The sequence below is a fragment of the Streptomyces sp. cg36 genome, assembly GCF_041080675.1.
Lineage (GTDB): Bacteria > Actinomycetota > Actinomycetes > Streptomycetales > Streptomycetaceae > Streptomyces.
Window position 1 is genome coordinate 7,714,859 of sequence record NZ_CP163520.1, and the last position, 23,058, is coordinate 7,737,916.

17 protein-coding genes are annotated in these 23,058 nt (G+C 73.7%); 9 read left to right on the plus strand and 8 right to left on the minus strand.

Annotated features, from left to right (window positions below):
- Window positions 1-6 precede the first annotated feature (6 nt).
- From AB5J87_RS34005 to AB5J87_RS34015, 3 genes are all read left to right on the plus strand, one after another.
- Window positions 7-1,107 carry an ALF repeat-containing protein gene (locus AB5J87_RS34005; protein WP_369382544.1) on the plus strand — a complete coding sequence of 367 codons (1,101 nt, stop codon included), beginning with the start codon at window positions 7-9 and terminating at the stop codon, window positions 1,105-1,107.
- 265 nt (window positions 1,108-1,372) lie between these two features.
- Window positions 1,373-5,302 carry a hypothetical protein gene (locus AB5J87_RS34010; RefSeq protein WP_369382546.1) on the plus strand — a complete coding sequence of 1,310 codons (3,930 nt, stop codon included), beginning with the start codon at window positions 1,373-1,375 and terminating at the stop codon, window positions 5,300-5,302.
- Between the two features lie 83 nt (window positions 5,303-5,385).
- A complete protein-coding gene (locus tag AB5J87_RS34015) occupies window positions 5,386-6,132 on the plus strand; it encodes a barstar family protein (protein ID WP_369382547.1) in 747 nt (248 codons plus the stop codon).
- A 77-nt stretch (window positions 6,133-6,209) separates the two neighbouring features.
- Here the strand turns inward: AB5J87_RS34015 and AB5J87_RS34020 are convergent, their stop codons facing one another.
- On the minus strand, window positions 6,210-7,004 hold the full coding sequence (locus AB5J87_RS34020) for an SDR family NAD(P)-dependent oxidoreductase (RefSeq protein ID WP_369382548.1): 795 nt from the start codon (window positions 7,002-7,004) through the stop codon (window positions 6,210-6,212).
- Between the two features lie 133 nt (window positions 7,005-7,137).
- Between AB5J87_RS34020 and AB5J87_RS34025 the strand changes: the two genes are divergently transcribed.
- Complete coding sequence (locus AB5J87_RS34025; protein WP_369382549.1) at window positions 7,138-7,758, plus strand: TetR family transcriptional regulator; 621 nt, start codon at window positions 7,138-7,140, stop codon at window positions 7,756-7,758.
- 50 nt (window positions 7,759-7,808) lie between these two features.
- Here AB5J87_RS34025 and AB5J87_RS34030 read toward each other — a convergent pair whose 3' ends face one another.
- The 3 genes from AB5J87_RS34030 to AB5J87_RS34040 all read right to left on the minus strand — a co-directional run bounded on the left by AB5J87_RS34030 (window position 7,809) and on the right by AB5J87_RS34040 (window position 10,995).
- A complete protein-coding gene (locus tag AB5J87_RS34030; protein ID WP_369382550.1) occupies window positions 7,809-8,015 on the minus strand; it encodes a hypothetical protein in 207 nt (68 codons plus the stop codon).
- A gap of 194 nt (window positions 8,016-8,209) precedes the next feature.
- Window positions 8,210-9,568, minus strand: coding sequence for a cytochrome P450 (locus AB5J87_RS34035; RefSeq protein WP_369382552.1), 1,359 nt, complete (start codon window positions 9,566-9,568; stop codon window positions 8,210-8,212).
- 95 nt (window positions 9,569-9,663) lie between these two features.
- Entirely contained in the window at window positions 9,664-10,995 is a 1,332-nt protein-coding gene (locus AB5J87_RS34040; RefSeq protein ID WP_369382553.1) for a hypothetical protein, read from the minus strand.
- Between the two features lie 197 nt (window positions 10,996-11,192).
- Here AB5J87_RS34040 and AB5J87_RS34045 point away from each other — a divergent pair, with 197 nt between their 5' ends.
- Entirely contained in the window at window positions 11,193-11,711 is a 519-nt protein-coding gene (locus AB5J87_RS34045) for a hypothetical protein (RefSeq protein ID WP_369382554.1), read from the plus strand.
- A gap of 45 nt (window positions 11,712-11,756) precedes the next feature.
- Here the strand turns inward: AB5J87_RS34045 and AB5J87_RS34050 are convergent, their stop codons facing one another.
- Complete coding sequence (locus AB5J87_RS34050; protein ID WP_369382555.1) at window positions 11,757-13,529, minus strand: endonuclease/exonuclease/phosphatase family protein; 1,773 nt, start codon at window positions 13,527-13,529, stop codon at window positions 11,757-11,759.
- A gap of 137 nt (window positions 13,530-13,666) precedes the next feature.
- On the opposite strand from AB5J87_RS34050, the gene AB5J87_RS34055 reads away from it, so the two are divergent.
- On the plus strand, window positions 13,667-13,990 hold the full coding sequence (locus tag AB5J87_RS34055; RefSeq protein WP_369382556.1) for a DUF6087 family protein: 324 nt from the start codon (window positions 13,667-13,669) through the stop codon (window positions 13,988-13,990).
- A 102-nt stretch (window positions 13,991-14,092) separates the two neighbouring features.
- On the opposite strand, the gene AB5J87_RS34060 is transcribed toward AB5J87_RS34055, so the two are convergent.
- Entirely contained in the window at window positions 14,093-16,990 is a 2,898-nt protein-coding gene (locus AB5J87_RS34060; protein ID WP_369382558.1) for an AAA family ATPase, read from the minus strand.
- A 214-nt stretch (window positions 16,991-17,204) separates the two neighbouring features.
- On the minus strand, window positions 17,205-19,373 hold the full coding sequence (locus AB5J87_RS34065) for a M4 family metallopeptidase (RefSeq protein ID WP_369382560.1): 2,169 nt from the start codon (window positions 19,371-19,373) through the stop codon (window positions 17,205-17,207).
- Between the two features lie 308 nt (window positions 19,374-19,681).
- Between AB5J87_RS34065 and AB5J87_RS34070 the strand changes: the two genes are divergently transcribed.
- Genes AB5J87_RS34070 through AB5J87_RS34080 form a run of 3 tightly spaced genes read left to right on the plus strand, consistent with a single transcriptional unit; the run spans window position 19,682 to window position 22,121 of the window.
- Entirely contained in the window at window positions 19,682-20,206 is a 525-nt protein-coding gene (locus tag AB5J87_RS34070) for a hypothetical protein (RefSeq protein WP_369382561.1), read from the plus strand.
- A gap of 2 nt (window positions 20,207-20,208) precedes the next feature.
- Window positions 20,209-21,420, plus strand: coding sequence for a sensor histidine kinase (locus AB5J87_RS34075; RefSeq protein ID WP_369382563.1), 1,212 nt, complete (start codon window positions 20,209-20,211; stop codon window positions 21,418-21,420).
- A 35-nt stretch (window positions 21,421-21,455) separates the two neighbouring features.
- On the plus strand, window positions 21,456-22,121 hold the full coding sequence (locus tag AB5J87_RS34080) for a response regulator (protein ID WP_369382565.1): 666 nt from the start codon (window positions 21,456-21,458) through the stop codon (window positions 22,119-22,121).
- A gap of 65 nt (window positions 22,122-22,186) precedes the next feature.
- On the opposite strand, the gene AB5J87_RS34085 is transcribed toward AB5J87_RS34080, so the two are convergent.
- Window positions 22,187-23,047: an oxaloacetate decarboxylase gene (locus tag AB5J87_RS34085; RefSeq protein ID WP_369382566.1), complete on the minus strand. Its 861-nt coding sequence runs from the start codon at window positions 23,045-23,047 to the stop codon at window positions 22,187-22,189.
- Between the last annotated feature and the right edge of the window lie 11 nt (window positions 23,048-23,058).

Below are 23,058 nucleotides of genomic sequence, written 5' to 3' on the forward strand. Positions count from 1 at the left end.
ACCGCCGTGAACCGACAGCGGTGGATCGCGCAGGCCGTTGCGGTCGCCCTGCTCGCCGGCGGGGGAGTCCTGGCGGCGGGCGCGGCACCGGCGTGGGCCGCGCCCGGCCCGGCGGCCGTGGCGGAGCAGCCGGTCGATCCGGCGGCGGCGATGAGGGCCGCCGCCGCGCAGAGCGCGCGTGACTACGTGCACCAGATCGCCATCTCCAAGCTGCCGCCCGAGCTGCGCGTCTCCGCGTGGAACGCGCTGCGCAGCACCCGGGGGGACGAGGCGATCGCCGAGTGGATCGCACCCGGCGGCGGTTACGCGTACGCCAAGCAGCGCCTGAAGGACTCGCGCACCCAGAACCGGAGTTTCTGCGAGCGGGTCGTGGCCACGCACCCCGCGCAGTTCTCCCCGGCGGTGCGGGCGGCGGCCGAGAAGGCCCTCAAGGGCTCGGACGCCGACCGTGCCGCGTTCGTGAAGTCCGGTTACGCGCAGGCCCAGAAGCTCGACCGGGACAGCCGTGCGGCCGATGTCCAGCACCGCCTCGAAGTCGCCGCCTCCGACCGGGAGTTCGTGGCCGCGCTGGCTCAGAACGCCCCCGGTGAGCAGGTGCGGGTGGCGGCGCGGTGGGCGCTGCGTGCGGGCGCGACGGACGCCGACGTCGCCGAGTTCTACGGGTACGGCTGGGCCACCGGCGGGACGCTGGACCTGGAGGCGTACCGGCTGCACGTGTCGGACGCCGAGACCGCGCGGCGCGCCACGCTGTCGCAGCTGATCGCGAAGGCGGCCGCGGCCGAGGAAGCGGTCAAGGGCGCGGCGGACGCGGCCAGGGCCCGGGCCGAGGCGGAGGCCGCCTGGAAGTCCGTGTCCGAGCACGCGGGCGCCGCGCAGAAGGCGTGGCTGGCGGAGCAGGAGGCCGCCGCCGCGCAGGCGGCGAACTGGCGGAGCATCGCCGAGGCCGCCAAGGCGTCCGCGAACGGGCTCTGGAAGGAGATCGGCGGTCCCGCCGACTCCAACGGGACGTCCTGGGCCGAGGAGCAGGCGGGGGCGGTCGCGTCGGCCGACTTCTGGAAGGACATGTACGGGCGTGCCCGCGACGCGGAGACCCGCGTCCGGGGCTGATCCGCGGATCCGCCCCGGGTGCCGGCCGGCGTGACCGGTCGGCCGGCACCCCTGACTTCGCGCGCCCGGCGGCTGCCTGCCGCGCGCCCTACCGGGGTGCGCCTCTTTCGCCGCGTTCCGCGCGCATGTGTTGTGCCCCCTGTTCCGTGGTGCGGTGACGCCTGGGGTGGGGGGTGTTCTGTGTGTTTCTTTTTTGAGGGGGATTGCTTCCGTGATGGGGAGATTCCGGCCGCGGGCCGGACGGGTACGTGGCCGGGTGGCCGCGGTGGCGTCGGGGACGTTGTCCGCGACGCTGGTGCTGGCGATGCTGGGTGGCGCGACGGCCGAGGCGACCGAGGCCACGACGGCCCGCGCCGAGCAGGCGTCCTACACCGGCACTCTGGCGGCGCTGGACCGGGTGGCGGCGGCCCTGCCGAAGCCGCCGGGCGCGCCGGCCGCCGCGCCGCTGTCGGAGCTGGACAGGATCAGCGCCGAGCGGGACCGGCAGCTGGTGGAGGACTACGCGGAGTTCGACGAGGAGGACGAGGTCCGCGAGGCCGCGAAGAAGGCGCTGGAGAGCAGCGATCCGAACGCGGTGAAGGAGTTCCTGGAGCACGGTGAGGCCGAGGCCCGCCAGCGTGCCAAGGACAAGCGTGACGGCACCGACGTCAAGAACCGCAAGGCGATCGAGGCGCTGCGCGGCAGTGGCGGCCCGGTGTTCAACGCCGAGGTCGAGCGGGTCCTGAAGTCGGACGCCAAGGCCCGTGCCGACTTCCTGGCGTTCGGCGCGGACCTCGCCCGTGCGCAGGACAAGAAGAACGAGCAGACCGCCAAGGAGCGGGCGGCCGAGCTGCGCAAGCGCGTGGAGACGCTGGTCGCCTCGGGTGGCCCGGAGGTCAAGAAGGCCGCCGCGGCGGCCCTGGCCACGGGTGATGACAAGGCCATCGCGGAGTTCCTGGAAAAGGGCTACCAGATCGCGGCGCAGAAGGACGCGGATGACCGCGCGGCGCACGAGAAGGCGCTGAAGGAGGAGCAGGAGGCGGCGGAGAAGCTCCGTCAGCTGGCCGAGAAGGCCGCCCGTGCGGCGGAGGCCCGTACGAAACTGATCGCCGCGCACGGCAGTGCGGTCAAGGCGCTCAAGGAAGCGTCCAACGCGATGACTTCGGCGGCCGGGCAGGCGCGCCAGGCCGACCGGATGCTGTCGGCGGACCGGGCGGGCAAGACGCTGTCCTCCTACGAGGCGGTGAAGGCCGAGGCGACCCGTCAGGTCGCCATCGCCTCGGGTGCCGCCAAGGCGGCGCAGGTCGCGTCCGCGCAGGCCAAGGTCCAGGCGGACGTGCTGGTGGAGACCGGTCTGACCTACGGCACCCAGTGGTCCGAGGTCGCGGCCGGCATCGCGGCGGCAGCGGAGGCCGCCGTCAAGGCGAGCCAGACCGCGCAGCACGCCATCGACGCCACCGAGGCCGACGCCAAGGGCCTGAACGCCAAGAACCAGGCCGAGCTCCACGAGCAGCAGGCCAAGCAGTGGCGCGCCAACGCCGAGCAGCACGCCAGGGCCGCTGCTTCTTTGGCCGAGGCCGCCGACAAGCAGGCGAAGATCGCCGCGGACGCGGCTTCCCGTGCCAGGACGGCGCGCATCGAGGCGGAGAAGGCGGAGAAGCAGGCGTGGGAGCACGCCCAGAAGACCCGCGAGGCCCGCGTCGAGGCCCAGCGCCAGGCGAAGATCGCCGCCGAGCAGCGCGCCATCGCCGAGCGTGAACGCGACCTGGCCGCCCAGGCACGCGCCCGCGCGGAGAAGGAACGCGACATCGCCGCCGCGGCCCGCGCCCGCGCCGAGGCCGAGGCCCGCACCGCGTCCGCGGCACGCGCCGACGCCCAGGCCGCCGCGGCCACCGCCGCCTCCGCACGCGCCGACGCGGAGAAGCAGGACGGCATCGCGGCCAAGGCCGACGAGAACGCGCGCGGTATGGAGAACGCCTCGCGCGAGGCGTGGCGCAAGTCCCGCGAGGCCCGGATGGACGCCGACGCCAAGACGTCGCGCGCCCAGGCCACCGCCTCGATGGCGGCTGCCGCCAAGGGCACCGCCTACTCGGTCGAGGCCCAGACCGCGGCGACCGCCGCCGGGGCCGACGCCGACACCGCCAACGCCGCCGCCGGACAGGCGCAGAGCGCGGCCGACACCGCCAGTGGCGCTGCCATCCGCGCCCGCAGCGCCGCGACCCAGGCCGCGGGAGCGGCCGCCCGGGCCCGGGCAGCGGCGGCGGAAGCCACCGCGCACGCCGCCCGCGCCAACGCCGCCGCCAACAAGGCCGAAGCCGCGGCCTCCGCCGCCAACGCGGCGGCCAACCGCGCCGAGGCCGAGTACCAGGCCACCCGCGCCGCGGCCCAGCGCGCCAATCAGAAGGCCGCCGAGGCCACGGCGCAGGAGGCCCGCGCCGGGCTCGCCGCCCATGAGGCCGCCCGCCTCGCGGGTGAGGCCGCCGGTGAGGCGAAGCTGTCCTTCCAGGCGGCCAACCGCACCAAGGACGAAGCCGAAGGCGCCACCCGCGAGGCCGCCATGGCCCGCCTCCAGTCCGGCATCGCCCTCCAGGCCGCCACCGCCGCCCGCGGCACCGCCGCGGGGATCGCCGACCCGGCCAACACCGCCATCGAGCTGGCCGCGCCCTTCGCGGGCACCGACGTCGACGCCGACTTCGCCGTCCAGGTCGCCAAGGCCGCCGAGGACATGGGACGCGAGCAGGTCGCCGCCGCCGAGGCCAAGGCCGTGGAAGCGGTCAAGGCCGCCGAGGCCGCCGAGGCCGCCGCCAAGCGCGCCAACGCCCAGGTCGCCCCGGCCTTCAAGGCCGCCGCCGACGCCGCCAAGTCATCGGCCAGTGCCGCGCGTTCCGCCGCCGCGGCCATGAAGTCCGCGGCCGATGCCGCCGAGGACGGCGCCAAGGCCCGCGCGGCCGCGGCCAGCGCCAACAAGGCCGAGGCCCAGGCACGCGAGGACTCCCAGCTCGCCCGCCAGGCCGCCAACCAGGCCGCCGCGGACGCCGCCGCGGCCCGCCAGGCCGCCAACCAGGCCGAAGCCGAAGCCGCCCGAGCCCGCGGCGCCGCGGCCGAAGCCGAACAGCACGCCAACGCCGCGGCCGGCGCCGCCACCCTCGCGGAAAAGGAAGCGGCCACCGCACAGACCGCCGCCACCCAGGCCCAGCAGGACGCGGAAGCCGCGGGCAAACTCGCCGAATCCGCCGAAGGCCACGCCAAGTCCGCCAAGGAAGCGGCCGACAACGCCCTCAAGTACGCCAAGGAGGCCGACGAGGTAGCCAAGCAGGCCGAAGCCGACCAGGCCGAACGGGAACGCAAGGCCCGGGAGGAAGCCGCCACGAAGGCCACCGCCAAGGGTGACCTGCTGGAGCTGACCGACGAGCAGAAGAAGGCGCTGCGGGCCGCCGGCCTGGACCCGGAAGAGTACGAGCGGCTGCGCGACCTCGCGAACAAGAGCCTCACCGATTTCATCATCGAGATCGGCGGGGAACTCCTCGCGGAGTACTTCGACGTCGAGAACATCAAGAAGTGCGTCAGCGAGGGCAACGTCGAAGCCTGCTTCTGGAGCTTGGTCAACAACCTCCCGTGGGGCAAGGCGCTCCGGGCCATCGAGAAGTTCCCGGAGATCGCCAAGGCCATCAAGCGCCTCGCCGGAATCGGTAAGCTCCTCGAAGAGTCGGACAAGGCGAAGAAGTACGTCAAGAAGGCCGAGGACGCCCTCGAAACGGTCGTCGCCTGTGAAATCGAGTTCGAGCCGAGCAGCTTCAGCCAGTCTTCGCGCAGCGCCCGTTCACTCAATGTTTCCCAGGTCTACTTCGCCAAGGCCGCGGCGAAGCCGAACCCGGATCGGAAGTGCCCGAAGCTCTCGGACCGGAACCCGATCCCGAGCAAGGAGCTGCGGTACGAGTACGAAGAGGTCCTCGCCGGCCGGGGAACGCCCCGGCCCGGCAACGGCCCCGGCGGACTGGACATCTACCAGGCGAACAACCTGGAGGGGGCCCAGAAGGCCAAGTGGAAGGGCTCGGTGATCTACGACGTGCCCGGTACCAGCCACCGCATCATCAAGAGGCCCGACGGGCTGATCGGTTTTGCCTGGGAGCACGACTACGACAACCCCAGGCTGTTCCCCGGTCCTTGGTACAAGGACGGCGGTAAGGTCCCGAACCTGAAGAAGAAGAAGTCCTAGAAAACGAGACGGTGGCGGGGTGCGTAGGATGACGCACCCCGCCGGCCCGTTCGATGTTCATCCCGATTCCCTTGGTGGTCCGAATGACTGATGTGCACCGTGAAGAGTCCGCCCCCCTCTATTCCCTCTATTCCGTCGATGACGAGAGGGAGCTCTTCACCGTCGGCGACCTTTCCGGTTTCTTCGTCGACGCGGACGACGACTGGCGCACTTTCCGCGCGCTGCGCTGTGCGGCGAGCGGCCGTCCCGCGGCCGGGGAGGTGGACGAGCTCAAGGTCCGCGTCCTCGATTCCCGGGGCGGGGTGCTCGGTTCCTACGACGTCAGCGCTGTCCATATCGAGGAGGCCGAGGAGGAGGGGCAGCCGGTCCTTGAGGTGACGGGCTATCTGCTGAGCCGGCCCCACCCTCTGGCGCCCGCCGCTTGGGATCGCTGGCGTGAGCCGGGCGAGCTCCGCGCCGGCGCGTGGGCCTCCCTGCCCGCACCGGTACGACGCGCCTGGCTCGACTGCGTACGGCTCCACCACTTCGCCGCGCCCCGTCGCACGGGGGCGGACGTGTCGGGCGGCGTGTATGAGCTGGACGGGCGCCACATCACCGACTGGGTGGGGCTGTACTGCGCTCTGGGCGAGGCGCTCCGGGGGCCGGGAGGCTACTTCGGAGGGACCCTGGACGCGCTGCGGGACTGCCTCAACGGGGGCTTCGGGGTGCGAGCGCCCTTCCAGCTGAACTGGCACTCCGTGGCAACGGCCCGCGCCCACCTCGGAGACGGCTACGTGGATGACGTGGTGGAGACGATCCGCTCGGCAGGGGCGACGGTGACCTTCCCCTGACACCTCGACGCCCCCGCTGACGCGTCCCGCCTTCTCGTCGGCCGGTCGCATCGGAGGGGGCTCGGGCGCGGGGGCCGTCAGAAGTGCGTTCCACCGTCCACGCGCACCTCGGTACCCGTGATGAACCGGCCGTCCTCCGACGCCAGCATCGCGACGACCGAGGCGACGGTCTCCGGGCCCGCGAAGCCCTGGCCGATGGCCGGGGCCAGCTTCATGAACAGCGACATGTCCGCGTCCTCGGGCAGGCCCGGGCCGAGGCTCGCCTTCGAGGCGCCCGAGCCGTCGGTCATGCCGGAGGAGATGGAGCCGGGCTGTACGGCGGTGAAGCGGATGCCCCGCTTGGCGTACTCGGCGGCGAGCGCGTGGGTCATCGACTGGATGCCGCCCTTGCTGGCCGCGTACGCCGCCATGTAGGGGTGGGCGAACGCGGCGGAGGTGGAGCTGAAGTTGACCACGGCGGCGCCGTTGCCGTCGAGGAGCGCCGGTATCGCCTCGCGGATCATCAGGAACGTTCCGGTCAGATTGACCGCGACGATCCGGTTGAAGTCGGCGAGCGACGTCTCGTGGGTGTGCGAGGAGCGCAGGATGCCGGCCGCGTTGACGAGTACGTCCAGGCCCCCCAGCGTCTCCACGGCGGCGGCGACTGCGGCGCGCACCGACGACTCGTCCGCGATGTCGACGAGGACGGTGCTCAGGCGCGCGGCGTCGGCGCCCGCCTTGGCCCGGGTGTCGTCCAGGCCGGCCTCGCTGACGTCGGCGGCGACGACCCGGGCGCCTTCGGCGAGCAGGCGCAGCACGGTGGCCTGGCCGATGCCCGAGCCGCCGCCGGTGATCAGTGCGCGGCGGCCTTCGTAGCGGTGGGTGACGGTCATCGCGTTCCCGCTTTCGTGAGTACGGGGAGCCCGCTCGTATCGGCTCCCTCGCATGTCACCGTACGCCCAAGTGACACGGTTTGCCACCTAGGCATTTCATGTCTTCCGCCTGGTGCGGGCGTAGGCTGCAGCAGTGACCCAGCCCTCCCTCACCGAGCGCCGCAAGGCCGCGACCCAGCTCGACATCGCGCGTGCCGCCGCCGCGCTCTTCGCGGAGCAAGGCCCCGACGCCACCACCGCCGAGGCCATCGCCGGCCAGGCCGGAGTGGCGCTGCGCACCTTCTACCGCTACTTCCGCTCCAAGCAGGACGCCGTCGGCCCGCTGCTCTCCGGCGGCGCCGAGCGCTGGCGCGCCCTGCTCGAAGCCGCCGAGCCGGGTCCGCTGCCCGCCGTCCTGGAGCGGGCCGTGGCCGAGGCCCTGTCGGTGCCGGACGAGCACGCCGCCGAGCAGTTCGGGTGGACGCGCGGGCTGCTGCGCGCCGCCCAGGACGACCCGGCGCTGCGCGCGGTCTGGTACCGGGTGAACCAGGAGTCCGAGGAGAAGCTGCTGCCCGTGCTCACCCGCCTCGCCGGGCCGGGTGCCGACTCCCTTGAGGTGCGGCTCGCCGCGGCTGCGGCCACCGACGCCATCCGCGTCGCCCTGGAGGAGTGGGCCGCCACGGACGCGCCGGTGTCGGGCGCGGGCTCCCCCGCGGAGCTCGCCATCCGCTGTCTGCGGGAACTGACGGGCGGAATCCGGCTGCTGGCCCACTGACGCGCCGGGCCGCGGCGCTCTCCCCGCGCTGGTCCGTCAAGGCCGCGCCATCAAGGCCATTCGATGGCGGCGGAACCGTCGCGCTCCCAGTCCCGCACCAGGGCCACGACCTCGGCCGAGTCCGCGGCGGGCGGCGCGGGGCCGGGCCGGTACAGGCGGAGGCGGGCGATCTCGGCGTCGCGGTGACGTGCGCCGTCCCGCGCCCGCGCGTCGGCCCCGGCCCTGTTCTCCGTACGGTGCGGACGTTCCTCGCTCATGCCGGGAGGCTAGGAGCGCGGTGTACGGGAGGCCGCGCACCGCCACGGAGACCTGGCGATGCCTTTGTCTGCACGTGACCCTTTCCTGTCGATGCGTTGCAGATGGGTCGGCTCGGCCATGGTGGAGGACGGTCGCGCCCGGCTGAGGACGGTCACGTCCGCCCGCCGCGCCCCCGCCCGTGCCGCGTGGGCCGCTACCGTGCGCGCAGGGTGGCGTGCAGCGGCTCGGTCGGCTGGAGGATGATGCCCGGGCGGGGGACGGGCTCGCCGGGGTCGACGGCGAGCCGGAACCGCTGGGCGAGGGTCGCCAGCAGGAGCGCCGCCTCGACGAGCGCGAACCGCGCCCCGAGACAGGCGCGTTGGCCAACGCCGAACGGGAACCAGGCGTGCTCGGGCACCGCGTGCGGGGCGTCGTCGTCCCAGCGCTCGGGCCGGAAGGCCGTGGGGTCGGGGAACCAGCGGGGGTCCCGGTGCGCGCTCCACGGGCTGCACCACACCGTCGTACCGGCGGGAACGGGCGCGCCCCCGAGCGTCGCGCCCGCCCGTGCCCGGGCGGGCACCGTCCAGACCGGCGGGTAGAGGCGCATGGCCTCCTTGAGGGTGTGCCGGGTCCGCACGAGCCGCTCGTAGTCCTCGTAGGCCGGGGGACGGCCGTCGAGCACCAGGTCGAGCTCCTCGGTCAGCCGGGCGAATGCCTCGGGGGAGCGGGAGAGCAGATACCAGGACCACGTCAGGGCGGTGGAGGTGGTCTCGTGCCCGGCGGCCCAGAGCGTGACGGCCTCGTCCCGGACCTCCTTGGGGGAGAGCGGACGCCCCTCCGTGTCGCGCGACGCCAGCAGACGGCTGAGCAGATCGTCTCCGTGCCCGGAGCCGGCGCCGCCGTTCAGCCGGCTGTCGATGAGCCGGTGCACCTCCGCGTCGATCACCGCGACGGCCGCGCGCACCCGCCGTCGCCGCACGGTCGGGACCCAGCCGGGCAGGAAGAGGCCGACTCCGCGCAGCTCCGCGCGCATCTCGCGCTGGGCCACCGCCATGGCGGCGCCGAGCGCCCGGCCGTCGTCGCCGAGGTCGCCGCCGAAGAGGGTGCGTACGACGATCCGCTGGGTGAGGTCGGCCATCTCGGCCTGCACGTCGATGCGTTGGCCGTCGCGCCAGCCGTCGGCTTGCGCCGAGGCGCACTCGACCATCGTCGCCGCGTACGCGCGCACCTGGCGCGGGCGGACCACCGGCTGGACGAGCGAGCGCTTGCGGCGCCACTCGGCTCCCCGGCTGCGCAGCACGCTGTCGCCGACCAGCTGCTTCAGCGTCCAGCTGATGTCGATCACCTCGAAGGTGTCCTCGACGGCGCCCAGGAACTCGGCGATGTGCTCCGGCCGGGAGACGAGCAGACTGCGGTAGGGACCGAGTGACCAGCGGGCGAAGTCGCCGTGCTCGTCGCGCAGCCGTACGAAGAAGGCCAACGGGTCGCGGCCGAAGGCGAAGAGGTGCCCGAACAGCGGCAGGCCCGGCGGCCCGGACGCGTCGAGCACCGGCGTGGGCGCGGCAGGGGCCATGGCGGGACGCTCCTCACGGCTGGCGGGCGTGAGGGCGATGGTGTCGCGGAACCGCACCGGCCCGCCAGCCCCCAGCAGGGTGACCGGTGGACGCGTCAGCGGGGCGGGCGGGTCAGGGCGACCCGCAGCAACAGGGCAGGGCTGGCCAGCGTACGGGGATGGGCGTTCATGTGGAGGACGTCCATGAAGGCGCTGTTGACCTCCCGGTTGTGGACCGAGGCGGTCATGAGCCGATCGCCCGCCCACCGGGTGAGGCGGTAGCCGCGCGGATAGGGGCCGGTCACATGGGGCTGGGCGAGGTCGGCGGTGGTCGCGGTGGACCAGGCGGCGTCCACGACGGTCCGGGCCCGGCGGAAGTACCCTCGGGCGGCGGTGTGCGGGTGGGCCCCGGAGCGCAGATGGACGGCGAGGGAGGACGCCTGGAGGGCGGCGAGGGTGAGGCCCTGGCCGTAGACGGGGTTGACGGAGGCGACGGAGTCGCCCACGGCGACGAGGCCGCCGGGGAAGCGGGTGAGGCGGGTGAAGTCGCGGCGCGCGCTCTCGCGGAACCGGTACGTGCGCACCTCGCCCAGCATCGTGCAGGAGTCGGCGACCGTGCGCAGCGGAGCCACGCACCGGCGCATCCGGGCCAGGAACCGCTCGGGGTCACTGCCCGGCCGGTAGTCGGTGTAGGCGGCGAGGACCACGGACCAACGGCCGCCCTCGACGGCCGCCAGGGCGCCGGGCTCGCTGAGCCGTGGCTGGTAGTGGTTGGCGGGCCCGGGGGTGGCGTGGGCGATGACCGTGCCGGGCAGTTCGTCGCCGCGCGCGAAGAGGGCGGTGGCGTAGCCGAGGTCGATGCGCATGCGGCTGACGGGCGGCGCGTCCCAGCCGTTGGCCCGCAGCCAGCTGCCGAGCCTGCTGGAGCGGCCCATGGCGTCGACCACCAGGTCGGCGCCGAGGACGGTGTGTTCCGCGCCGGACGGTCCGGGCGGGGCGCCGGGGGCCGCCACTTGGACGCCGGTGATCCGGCGGCCGTCGTCGAGGAGACCCGTGGCCCGGCCGTGCAGCGGGCGCACGTTGGGCAGCGCCATGACACGGCGGCGCAGCAGGGTCTCCAGGAACGGGCGGGTCGCGCTCAGCATCCGCAGCCGCGGCACATCCACCTTGCGCACCCCGTCGACGTGGAACTGCACCTCCGGCCCGCGGCCCAGGAGCGCGCCCTCGGCGAGGGCCTCCTCGGTGAACCCGGGGAACCAGCGTTCGAGCTGGCGGTGCCCCATCGACAGCAGGGCGTGCAGCTGCTCCCGGTGCGGAGCTCCCGGGCCGGTCGCGCCGGTGGCCAGGTCGTCGGAGTCGATGACGACGACGTCGTCGGCGTGCTCACTCAGCACCCGTGCGGCCAGCAGCCCCGCGAAGCTGCCGCCCAGAACGACCCCGGACTCCACCTGGACGTACCCCCTGTCTGGCCGACTCCCCGTCGGGGAAAGGCCGTTGGTCTCCGGTCGACCCTACTCGCGGATCCTCCCCACCCGGCCTGACTCGCCGCGTCCGTACGATGGAGTGGCCGAAGTGTACGGAAGCCACCGACCGGGGTGGGCATCCGCCTCGGTCACCTCGGCGGCACGCGGCGGAAGGAACGGTCTTGGTCCCCTGGACGGTCGAGCTGGAGAGAGTCGACTGGAACGCGTACGCGTGCTGGTGCGGCGAGCGGGGGCATCTCGCCGACGACCTGCGGCAGATCATCACCGCCCGGTCCGTCGCCGAGATGGGCGCTGCCTCGCTGGACGGGCACGTGGAGGACCAGGGGATGCTCGCCGATGTGGCCGTACCGGCCGCCGGCGTCATCATGGCCGCACTCCACGAGGACCTCGGCGCGGACGCCCGCAGCGAGCTGATCATCACGCTGTGGCGCTGCGTGCTGGGAGCGGAGGACGAGAGCGGGAGGGCCGCCATCCAGCAGCAGGTGCGCGCGGGCATCTGGGCCATCTACCGCGAGGCGACGCACGGTGACACGGAAACCGCGCTGGACATCCTCGAATGCGTCGAGCAGGACACCGCGCGCCTGGACGCCTTCCGCGAAGCGGTCCGGTCACGTCTGGACAAACGCCGCCGCCGGCGGCAGGCGCCGACCGGGTGGGGCGGTGGCCGGGAGGGGCGGTGACCGCCGTCGGTCACCGCCCCCAGGGGCGCACCGGTCGCCGCGTGCTCAGAACAGCGGCTCGTCGTCCGGGTAGCCGTTGCCGATCTGGACGCGCGGCGCGTAGCCGCCCGTGCCGTCGCCCTTGTAGAACCAGAGGTTGCCGTAGCTCTTGTTGAGGACGTGGTCGCGGCCGATCAGGTCGGCGTTGCCGTCACCGTCGAGGTCGCCGGGGGCGGCGAGGGCGGTGTAGGTCTGCCAGCCGTTGCCGATCTGGACGCGCGGCGCGTAGCCACCGCTGCCGTCCGCCTTGTGCAGCCACAGGAGCCCGGTCGTGTCGCGGCCGACCAGGTCGGCGGCGTTGGCGGAGTCGCGGACGAGGTCGACGGCCAGCAGCGCCTTGTAGTCGCCCCAGGAGGTGCCGGGCGCGGGCGCGGCGGCCTTCACCGCGGCGGCGGAGTCGTAGCCGCCCGCGGCCGTGCCGGGGTAGCGCCACAGGTCACCGGCCGCGTCGCGGACGAGCAGGTCGGGGTGGCCGTCGTGGTTGTTGTCGCCGGGGGCGAGCAGGGCGGTCGCGCCCTGGAGGCCGCTGCCCGCCTTGGTGCGGGTGCTGCCCGAGTACGAGCCGGTCACCGGGTCGGCCGGGTACCGCCACAGGTCACCGCTCTGGTCGACGGCCAGCAGCGTGCCGCCCTGGCGGGCGATGTGGCGCATGTTGCCCCAGCCGAAGCCGGTCTTGCAGGCGCCCGCGAGGGTGCCGTCGCTGTTGCCCGCGTAGCGGAACAGCGCGCCGGTGGCGTCGACGCGGAAGACGCCTCCCGCGGTGGGCGCGGCGGGCCCGCAGTCCGACCAGGTGGCGGCGGCGCGGTAGACGTGGTGGTCGGACACCGTCGTCTCGCGGGGCTGGGAGTCGCCCTTCTCGTCCTTGAAGAAGCGGGAGGCGAAGAAGAGGTAGTCGATCTTGCGCTTGCCGCCCGCGTCCTCGTACGTCGTCGCGCCGGAACGGCAGTGCGTCAACTGGAGGTCCTTGCACTTCTGCTGGAAGAAGTCGGCGTCGGTCTCGTCGGCCTCGGTCATCGTGCCGCTGCCCGGGCCGAGCGCGCCGCCGCTCCCGGCGGCGGGGGAGTAGAGCGGCTGGGTGCCGCCGTTCCACGGCTGGGTGTTGAAGTCGCCGCCCACGACGACGGGGATGCCGGCGTCGTCCCACTGCTTGACCCTGGCGGCGAGCTTGAGCGCCTCGGCGTTGCGCAGCGCGGCCCCGGAGGACTCGGGCTCCCAGTACAGGTGCGCGGAGCAGGACCAGGTGAGCCGGTTCTGCAGATAGCTCTGGATGCAGGGGCTCGTGATGTCCTCGGGCTCCTGGCGCTTGCTGTCCGCGCCGTAGGTGTTCAGATCCAGATCGGTGCCGCCGACGAACGCGCCCTTGGCGAAGACGGCCATGCCGTACGAGGAGGTGCCCAGGCAGATCGTGTTGTGGTCGGCGTCGACGGCCCCCTTCGGGAGCGTCGCCACGTAACGGCCCGTGAAACCGCGGGGCTGGAGCCGGGCCGCGATCGCGTTGTACTGGTACTCGCAGACCTCCTGGAGGAATATCTGGTCCGCCTTCCAGCCGGTGAGGTCGGTCTCCCGGACCACCACGTCCTCGCGGTAGGCGTCGTTGGTCAGCTTGTCGACGGCCACGCACTTGTGGCCGCACATGTTGAAGGTGGAGAACCTGAGCGGCGGCGCCGTACTCGGATCCACCACGTCCGCCGCCGACGCGGTCGCGGCGCCGAGGACGCACATCCCCAGAAGCAGGGCCAAGGTCCCGAACAGGGCCATCACGGACTTGAGCGTTCTCACGTAACTCCTCGTCGACTGCCCGGGCCGGTGCCGGGGCGAGCCGCACTGTACGCCGGGGGTCCGGCACGGTTTTCCCGGAGGGGGCGGGGGCCGGCCCGGGGTGGCGATCGAGGACGCGACTGCGCCACGATGCTGCGATGCACGAGGAGCCGTTGGAGGAATGGGCGCGGCGCCGCGAGGAGCGCCGCGCCCGGTCGGCCGGGAAACTCCGGGCGATCCCGCTCACGAGAGGACCGCACCAGGGTGCGCACATCGAGCCGGACACGCCCCGGGTGATCCAGGAGTGGAACGGCTCGGAGTGGGTGGCCGTCGGCGTCGCCGAGGACCTCGCCGCCGCGAAGGCCCTGCTCTATCCGCCCCGCCCGGCCGAGGACGGGTCCGCCGAGTGGGACTGCCCGCCGCCGGGCGAGGGCGGCGGCCGGCACCGCAGACCGTCCCCGGCGGACGAGCGCGAGCAGTAGGAGGGCGGCCGGACCGTGGCGCGGCGGGAGCGCGGGCACTTCGGCGACGGTGTGCCCGCCGCCCCGGCGGCGGGCGCCGTCGCACGACGCCCGGTCCGGGAGCTATCCGGCCGGCCGCGCCATCACCATCCGGGCGATCTCCACCCGGGACTTGGCACCGAGCTTGCGGTAGGCGCGCGTCAGGGCCGCTTCCACGGTCTTCACGCTGACCACCAGGCCCGCCGCGATCTCGCGGTTGCTGGCGCCCTGGGCGACGCGCGCGACGACACTGCGCTCCGTCGACGTGAGGTGCTCCGCCCACGAGCCGCCCTCGGGTGCGCAGACCGAGCCGTCCTGCACGCGGTCGCGTTCGGCGCGGGTGAGGGAGACCCAGGAGCGGGCACCGGCCTTGGTGAAGATCCGCAGCGCGCCCGCGAAGGCGGCGCGGGCGGCGGCCTCGTCCCCGAGGAGGCGGCGCACCCGCCCCAGGGTGACCTGGGTGCGGGCCTCCTCCAAGGGGTATCCGGCGGCTCGCAGCCGGACCGCGGCGTGCTCCAACTGCCGTGCGGAATGGGCGAGATCGCCCCGGGCCGCGCTGACCGTCGCCGCCGCCCGGTCCAGGGTGGCCAGGACGCCGGGGCGCCCGAGCCGCTCGGCCTGGTGGCGGGCCAGGGTGATCACGGCCCCGGCTTCCCTTGGGGCGCCAACGGCCGCCAGCGCCTCCGCGAGGTCGGCGTGCCACCGTCGCGTGGCGGGGTCCCGCTGGCCCTGGGCGGTCTCCGACTCGGCGGTGCGGCGCAGGAGTTCGGCCGCCTGCTCGTACTCGCCGCTGAACAGGCGGATCCGGCCCTCGGCGTGCAGGGCCCGGGGCAGGAAGAGCCGGTCGTTGTCGTCCTCGCTGTGCCGTCTGGCCGTCTCCGCGGCCGTCAGGGCCTGGCTGAGGCTGCCGCCCGCCGTCTCCGCGAGCGAGACCGCGTACCAGGCGGGCCCCTGGCTGAGCGCCGATTCCTCGGCGATGCGCAGACTCTGCCGGGCGATGGTGAGGGCGGGGCGACATCGGCCGCGCTGGATCTCGACCTGTGCGAGACCGATGAGGCAGTGGCTGAGGCTGTCGGCGGAGCCGCGCTGGCGCAGCCGGTACACGAGGGTGCGCAGTTCGGCCCGGGCCTCGTCCAGCTCGTCGTGTACGAGGTGGAAGCGGTGTTTGAGGTAGAGGGGGCCGTTGTGGTGGGTCATGGCGTGTGCGTCGTGGGGTGCGGCGAGTGCGGCGGCGAGGGTCGTCTCGGCCTGCGGGAGCCCCAGGAAGAGTTCCAGGGCGGCCTGCTGGGTCAGTGCCATGAGCTCGGTGCGCCGGTCGCCGGTCCCGGCCGCGAGATGGGCGGCGCGCACGGCGTGGCCGTGGGCGCGGGCCGCCGAGCCGCCCACCATCCACTCGCGCCAGCTCATCCGGTAGTGCAGCTGGGCCAGCAGCCCGGGGTCGTCGGCGGCGTCGTGGACCGCTTCCGGGAAGACGTCCGCGATCTCGGCCATGGCCTGGCCGCAGGAGTCGATGACCACGTTCCAGGCCCGCACCCGTTCGGCGGGCCGCCGCGCCTCGCCGAGCACCTCGTGGGCGAGCTGCCGGGCGAAGTCGAGGTCGGCGGCCTCGATGGCGTCCTCGGCGGCCGTGAGCCTGCGGGCGATGTCGGCGTCCGCCTGCCCCGGGGGCGTGTACTGGGCGGCGAGGCGGCCCAGCCGCGCCGCGGTTCCGGGCGCACCCCGGCGGCGGGCGGCCGAGGCGGCGGCGGTGAGCCGGGCCGCGACCGCCGGGTCGGGGCCCGCCGCGAGCCGCGCGATGTGGTGGGCGCGCTCCACGGGGTCGTCGGAGGCGTCGGCGAGCGCGCGGTGCGCGGCCACCAGGCGCTCGTACGGGGTCTCCGCCCGCAGCACCATCGGGGTGAGCGGATCCAGGAACCTGATGGTCCCGTGGCCCGGTTCCGGCAGGACGTCGAGGATGCCGTGGCGTACGCAGAGGTCCAGGTCGGCGGCGGCGTCCTGGCGGCCCGCGCGCCGCAGCAGCTCCACCGTGGGGCGTACGGCGGCGCCCGCGACGACCAGCGTGCGGCGGGCGTCGGCGGGCAGGGCGCCGATGCGGGCCAGGATGGGGCGGCGCAGGGAGCCCGGGACGGGGAGCGGTTCGGCGGCGTCGGGCAGCTCCCGGCCCTCGCCCCGGACCCGGTCGTCGAGCGCGGAGCTGAGCTCCAGTGCCGTGCGGGGGTTGCCCCCGCTCGCCTGGTGCAGGCGCGCGGTCAGGGCGCGGGGCCAGTACGGGTGGTCGTGCCGCTCCAGTAACTCCGCGACCTCGTGGGCGGTCATGGGCGGCACGCGCAGGCGGTGGACCGGCCGCGGGCACAGCTCGGCCGCGCCCGCGCAGCCCTCCCGGCGGTCCGCCGCGGGGCCGAGGTCGTCGCCCGCGGGATCCGTGCGCAGGGTGACGAGCACCCGCAGTCCGGGGTCGGCGCGCCGGGCGACGTGTCTGAGGATCTCCGCCGTGGGCCGGTCCAGCCACTGCGCGTCGTCGACGACCAGCAGGAGGGGGCCAGCGGCGGCGAGCACGGCGAGGACCTTGCGCACGGCGATCCGCAGGACGAGCGCGTCGCGCCCGCCCGCTGGTCCGCCCGGGTCGGTCGTCCAGGGCTGCGCGCTGCGCAGCAGGGTCGTTTCGAGCAGGGCGCGCTCATGGGCGGCCAGCGCGCGCAGGACGTCGTCGCCGACGCCCGTCAGCAGGTCGATGAGGCCGAGGAAGGCGCTGTCGCGTTCGGCGGGCGAGGGCGAGCAGTGGAGCACCCGGTGGCCGCGGGGGGCGAGGTCCGCGACCACCTGGGAGACCACCGTGGTCTTGCCGATGCCCGCCGGTCCGGTCAGGAGCACGCCGCCGCGCGGCAGATGGGCCCGTACGGTGTCGCGGAGCGCGTCGCGTGCGACGGCGGGCGGCCGGGGGTGGGCCGGGCCACCGGTCGGCAGGGTGATCGGCTCGGTCATCGCAAGCCCTTCCGGAGACGGCCTCGTTCATGTCTCAGACAGCGATCATGAACCTGCCATTCATTGCGCCGCGCCCGAATGTAGGACCGCCGTCGGTGAAAGGTCAAGACCAATTGTCGCTCTCACAGCCGGTCACCGGCATGCGGAACGGGCCGCTGGTCAGAAGACCAACGACCCGTCCACGTACAAGAGTTGAAGGCGCGGGGCGTGCCGTTCAGCAGGCCCCGGCGTCCTTCCAGACGGCCCAGGAACCGGGCGCTCCCGGCTCCGCGCCGGTCGAGTACCACTGCGAGGACCACTTGTGGTTGTTGTACGAGACCTGGTCGCCCGGCACATAGCTGGTGCTGGCGCTCCAGGCCGGCAGGTTGCCGCAGCCCTGCGGCGGGCCGCTGCCGGTGACGGTCCAGGTGAAGGAGGTGGTGCCGGTGGCGTTGTCGGTGTTCTTCGCCGTCACGGTCACCGACGAGGTACCGGCGGCGGTCGGGGTGCCGGTGATCAGGCCGGTGGTGGCGTTGATGGACAGCCCGGCGGGCAGGCCGCTCGCGCTGTAGGTGAGGGTCTTGCCGGCCGGGTCGCTGGCCTGGATCTGCAGCGAGACGGCGGTGCCGACCGCGCCGTTCTGGTTGCCCGGGTTGGTCACCGAGGGCGAGCCCGGCTGGCCGTTGCAGTTTCCGGGTACGGGGTCGGCGCCGGTGACGCTGACCGCGGCCCAGGCGGCGTCGATGGTGTTGTACTCGGTGCAGTGCGCGCCGTAGAGGTCGGCGGCGGCCTTCAGCGAGTCGGTGCGCGCCTGGTGGTAGTTCTCGCTGCTGTTGGCGTAGGAGGCCAGCGCCTTGTACCAGATCTTGGCGGCCTTGTCGTTGCCCAGCCCGGTCACCGTGGAGTTGTTGCAGGTGGGGCTGTTGCCGTAGCCGTGGTCACCGCTGCCGACGGCCGCGAGGAAGAACCAGTGGTTCAGCGGGCCCATCGAGTAGTGCGGGTCCAGGTTGCCGTTGTTGCTGTCCCAGCAGTTGGGCGACTGGCCGTCCAGGGACGGGTTGTACATGTAGCGCAGCGGCTTGTTGTCGCCGTTGATGTTGATGAGCTCGCCCATGGTGTAGTCGGGCTTGTCGACCGGGTTGTTGGCGTAGAACTCGACCATCGTGCCGAAGATGTCGCTGGTGCCCTCGTTCATGCCGCCGGTCTCACCGGTCTCGTCCCAGCCGGTGAGGGCGCCGCTGACGCCGTGGCTCATCTCGTGGCCCGCGACGTCGAGTTCGACCAGCGGGCGCGCGTTGCCCTGGCCGTCGCCGTACGTCATCTGGGAGCCGTCCCAGAACGCGTTCACGTACGCGTTGCCGTAGTGCGTGCGCGACGGCACGCCCCGGCCGTCGCCGAAGATGCCGCTGCGGCCCTGGACGTTCTTGTAGTAGTCGTACGTCTCCGCGGCGCCGTAGTGCGCGTCGGCACCGGCGGACGCGGGGTCGCTGGTGGAACCGTTGCCGAAGGTGCCGCTGGAGCTGGTGAAGACCGACCCGGTGCCGCTGGTGGCGTGGTTGAGGTTGGTCGTGTAGCCGTTGCCGTGCGACGGGTCCGTCATCGAGTAGCCGCTGCCGCTCTGGGTGACGTCGATGGAGACCCTGCCGCTGTAGATCGACACCCCGGTCCCCGCGACCGCGGGGGCAGCGGCGCCGGTCTTCGGCGCCGCCGCCGCACCCGTGGCGTGCGCCGCCCCCTCTGCGGCGAACGTACTCACCTCGTCACTGGTCCGCACGACCTTGCCGGTGCGGGCGTCGACCAGGACGTGGAGCCGGCTCGGCGTCTGGTCCGGGCGCACCCCGCTGACGACGGTCTCCCACACCAGGGCGGCGTCGGTGCCCTTCATCTGCACGGCGAGGTGTGCGGCCGAGGCCGAGTCGATCCGGCCGCGGAACGCGGACTTCGACAGCTGAACGGCGCGGGCCGCGGTCAGCTCGGGCTCGGTGGAGACCGCCCCGGAGACCTGCGAGCCGGTGGCCAGCGACTGGTAGGTGCCGTCCTTCTTCAGCCGCACGACGACGTCGCCGCCGTAGGCCGGCAGACCCTTGTACGTGCGGTCGAAGCGGACGGAGGCCGAGCCGTCCCGGTCGACCACCAGGTTGCGGACCGAGAACGCGTCGCCGTCGGCCTTGTGGGCGTCCCGGGAGTGGGCCGTCAGCGCCTTCTGCGCGGCGTCCACGACGCGGCTGCGGACGGCGGGCGTCGGGTCGGCGGTGAAGGCGGGCGCGCTGAACGCCGCGGCGCCGGTCGGCGCGGGCCGTGCGGAGGGCGCCCCGGCCGCCGAGGCGGCGGGCAGGGCGATCGCGGACGCGGACACGCAGGCCAGCGTGACCGTCCAGAGCCTCGCGGCTCTTCGTATGTCCATGGAGGTGGGGGTTCCTTTCACTTCGTGCCGAGGGGCGGCTCGCGCGCGGGGGCGCGTCCGCCGGTACTGCGCCAGGCGTTCGGGGAAGCACGCCTGCGGGTGGCTGCCGGCGCCGCTCGCGGGGAGAGCGGCGCCGACGCACGAGTGTCCGGAACGCGGGGGCGGGGCTGCCAGGCACTGCGCGGAGTGCGAGGGGTTTCCCTATCGGCCGCGGCCCGGGGTGGAGAGCGGGGAGGGGGTGGAACTCCACCCCGGGTTCCACCCATGGGTCCAGGTGCCCGGAGCCCTTTCACCGCAGTCTGGAGGGCATGACAACGACTGAGTGGATCACCGACATCGCCCTCGTCCTGGTCGTCTTCCGGCAGCTGCGGGAGGACCGCCTCGACCTCAAGACCTTCCTGATCCCGCTGGGGATCGTGGGGTACGTGGCCTACTCGTACCTGGACACCATCCCCACCGCGGGCAACGACCTGGTGCTCATCGGCGTCCTCGTCGCGGTCGGTGCCGTGCTCGGTGTCGCGGGCGGCGTCTACACCCGGATCCGCGCGGTGGACGGCCACCTGATGATCAAGGCCGGCGCGGTGTCGGCGATCCTGTGGGTGGTTGGCATGGGGGCGCGGATGGGCTTCCAGATGTGGGCCGAGCACGGCGGCGGCGCCGACGACATCGCCCGGTTCAGCATCGACCACCACATCACCGGCGACCAGGCGTGGGTGACCGCGTTCGTCCTCATGGCGCTCACCGAGGTCGTTACCCGGGTGGCCACGATCTACCTGCGCAGCCGGACCCGGGCCGTGGCCCCGGCCGTGCCCGTCGGCAACCGTACGGTCTGACCATGCGTTATGTTCGGCCCGTGACCGCGAGCGAGAAGACCCCGCCCCCCGCGAAGTCCGCACCCCGGGGGGCGGGGCCGCGGCCCGTCCCCGGCCAGGACCCGCGCGTCCAGTGGGTTCTGACCCTGGGGGTCATCGCCGTGGGCGTCCTGACGATCCGGCCCCTGGACTTCACCGGCCGCGGCCTGGTCGTCGCCGTCCTCCTCGTCCTCAACTCCGCGTCCCTGCTGGCGCGGCGCCTGCCCGAGGAGAAGGTGTCCCAGCGCCTCGCCGTCGTCTGGCTCGGCCTCGGCATCATCGCGGCGGTCGCCCTGATCGCCGTCAGCCGCAGCGGTACGGGCTACCTCTTCGCGTTCTTCCTCACCGGCCACGCCGGATACCGGCTGGAGACCAAGCCCGCCCTCCTCCTCGCGGGCGCCTGCGGACTGCTCTGCGGCGGCGTCCTCTACTTCCAGCTGGGGCCCGGCCACCACGTGGTGCCCTGGTTCATCGGCCTCACCTCCGCCGTCCCGGTCCTGATCGGAATCATCAACCGCAGCCAGCGCCTGGCCGTGCGGGCGGCGATCGACGCGGCCGAGTCGGCCGAACGCGCGGCCCGGGCCGAGGCGCGCACGGCGGTGCTGACCGAGCGCGGCCGGATCGCCCGGGACGTGCACGACGTGCTGGCGCACTCCCTGGCCGGGATCAACATGCAGCTGGAACTGGCCGACGCGCTGATCGACGCCGGTGATCTGGAGCGGGTCCGCGAGGTCAACAACAAGGCGCACGCCCTGGTCAAGGAGAGCCTCAAGCAGGCCCAGTGGACCGTGCACGCGCTGCGCGAGGACTCCCTGCCGCTGGTGGAGAGCCTGACCGCGATGATCGAGTCGTCGGGCCACCGCGACGTCCTGACCGTGACGGGCACGGTACGGGAGCTGCCGGCCCCGGCGACGCAGAACCTGCTGCGGATCGCCCAGGAGGCGCTCACCAACGCCGCGCGCCACGCTCCGGGCGGAGAGGTCCGCGTGGAGCTGGCCTTCGCCGCCGCGTCGACCGCGCTGACCGTACGCAACCGCCCCGCCACCCGCGGGGCGAGCGCGGGAGCGGGCAGCGGGATGGGGCTGATCGGCATGCGCGAACGGGTCGCCCTGCTGGGCGGAACGGTCAGCGCGGGCCCGGTCACCGAGGGGCCGGACCGGGGCGGCTGGCGCGTGGAGGCAGTGATTCCGGGATGAGTGGACCAGATGAGCGGAGCGGACGGGTGGATCAGGTGAGTGGACCGGTGGAGCGGACCGGGCAGTTGAGGGTGGTCGTCGCCGATGACCAGGCCGCCGTGCGGGAGCCGCTGGCGGCGGTGCTCGGGCTGTCGGAGGGCATCGAGGTCGTCGCGGCGGCGGCGGACGGCAGCGAGGTACTGACGGCCGTCGCCGCCGGGCCGGTGGACGTCGTGCTGATGGACCTGAGAATGCCCGTCATGGACGGGATCGAGACGACCCGTCGGCTGGCCGAGGAGTACCCGGGTGTGGCGGTGGTGGTGCTGACGACGTTCGCCGACGACGAGTCGATCCTGGGCGCGCTGGGCGCGGGCGCCCGTGGATATCTGACCAAGAACGCGGGACGCCAGGACATCACCCGGGCGATCCGGGCCGCCGCCGCCGGGCAGTCCGTCCTCGACCGCGAGGTCCAGGACCGGCTGCTCGCCACCGCGCGGACCAGGGCGCCGGAGCGGGGCCGGGCCCTGCCGGTGGACCTGACGCCCCGCGAGCGCGAGGTGCTCGCGCTGATCGGCCGGGGCCTGCCCAACCGGGGGATCGCGGAGGAGCTCTTCATCAGCGAGGCCACCGTCAAGACCCACATCAACAACCTGTTCGCCAAGGCGGGGGTCCGCGACCGGGCCGAGGCGGTGCGCCGGGCCATCGAGGCGGGCCTGGCCTGAACCGGAGCCACTGGCTGATCCGACGCGTATCCAAATGGTGTGTGGGACATGGCGAGTTGGGGTCCTCAGCCGCCGAACCGTTCGTCGAGCTCGGCGTGGAGGTCCGTGCCGACCAGCCGGGAGAACTCCGTGTAGCTGTGCTGCGGCGGGCCGCCCGCGGGTGTGCCCGCGCTCCGCAGGTGGGAGAGGGCGTCGGCGACCGCCCGGGTGGCGGTGAACAGGGCTGTCACGGCGTAGAAGGCCAGCGAGAAGCCGAGTTCCTGAAGGTCCGCGGCGGTCAGCGCGGTGGTCTCGTTGCCGTCCACGACGGACACCGCTTTGGGGCCCTCCACGGCGGCGGCCACCGCCTCCAGGTCGCGGATCCTCTTGATGCCGTCGACGAAGACCAGGTCGGCGCCCGCGTCCTGGTAGAGCCGGGCCCGCCGGACCGCCTCGGCCACCCCCGCCACGGGCAGGGCGTCGGTGCGGCCGATGACCAGCAGGTCCGCGGACCCGCGGGCCCGCAGCGCGCACCGCAGTCGCTTGACGCCGCTCTCCGCGTCCACCAGCCGCACCCCGCTGCTCTGCCCGCACCGCTTGGGCATGGCCTGGTCCTCGAGGTGGATCGCCGCCGCACCGGCCTGGAGGTATTCGCGTACGGTGCGGTCGATGTTGCTGGGGCCGCCGTATCCGGTGTCGGCGTCCGCGATCACCGGGATCGACACCGCGCGCGTCATGTTGCGGGCGTGCTCGGTCATCTCGGTCTGGCTGAGCAGCCCGATGTCCGGCATGCCGAGCCGACTGGCCGTCGCGCCGAAGCCCGTCATATAGACGGCGGGGAAGCCCGCGGCCTCGACGAGCCGTGCGGTCATCGAGTCGGGCGCTCCCGGGGCCAGCACGATCTCCCGGCGCTCCAACAAGGTCTTCAAGGCCGTGCCGGCAGTCAACAGAACCCCTC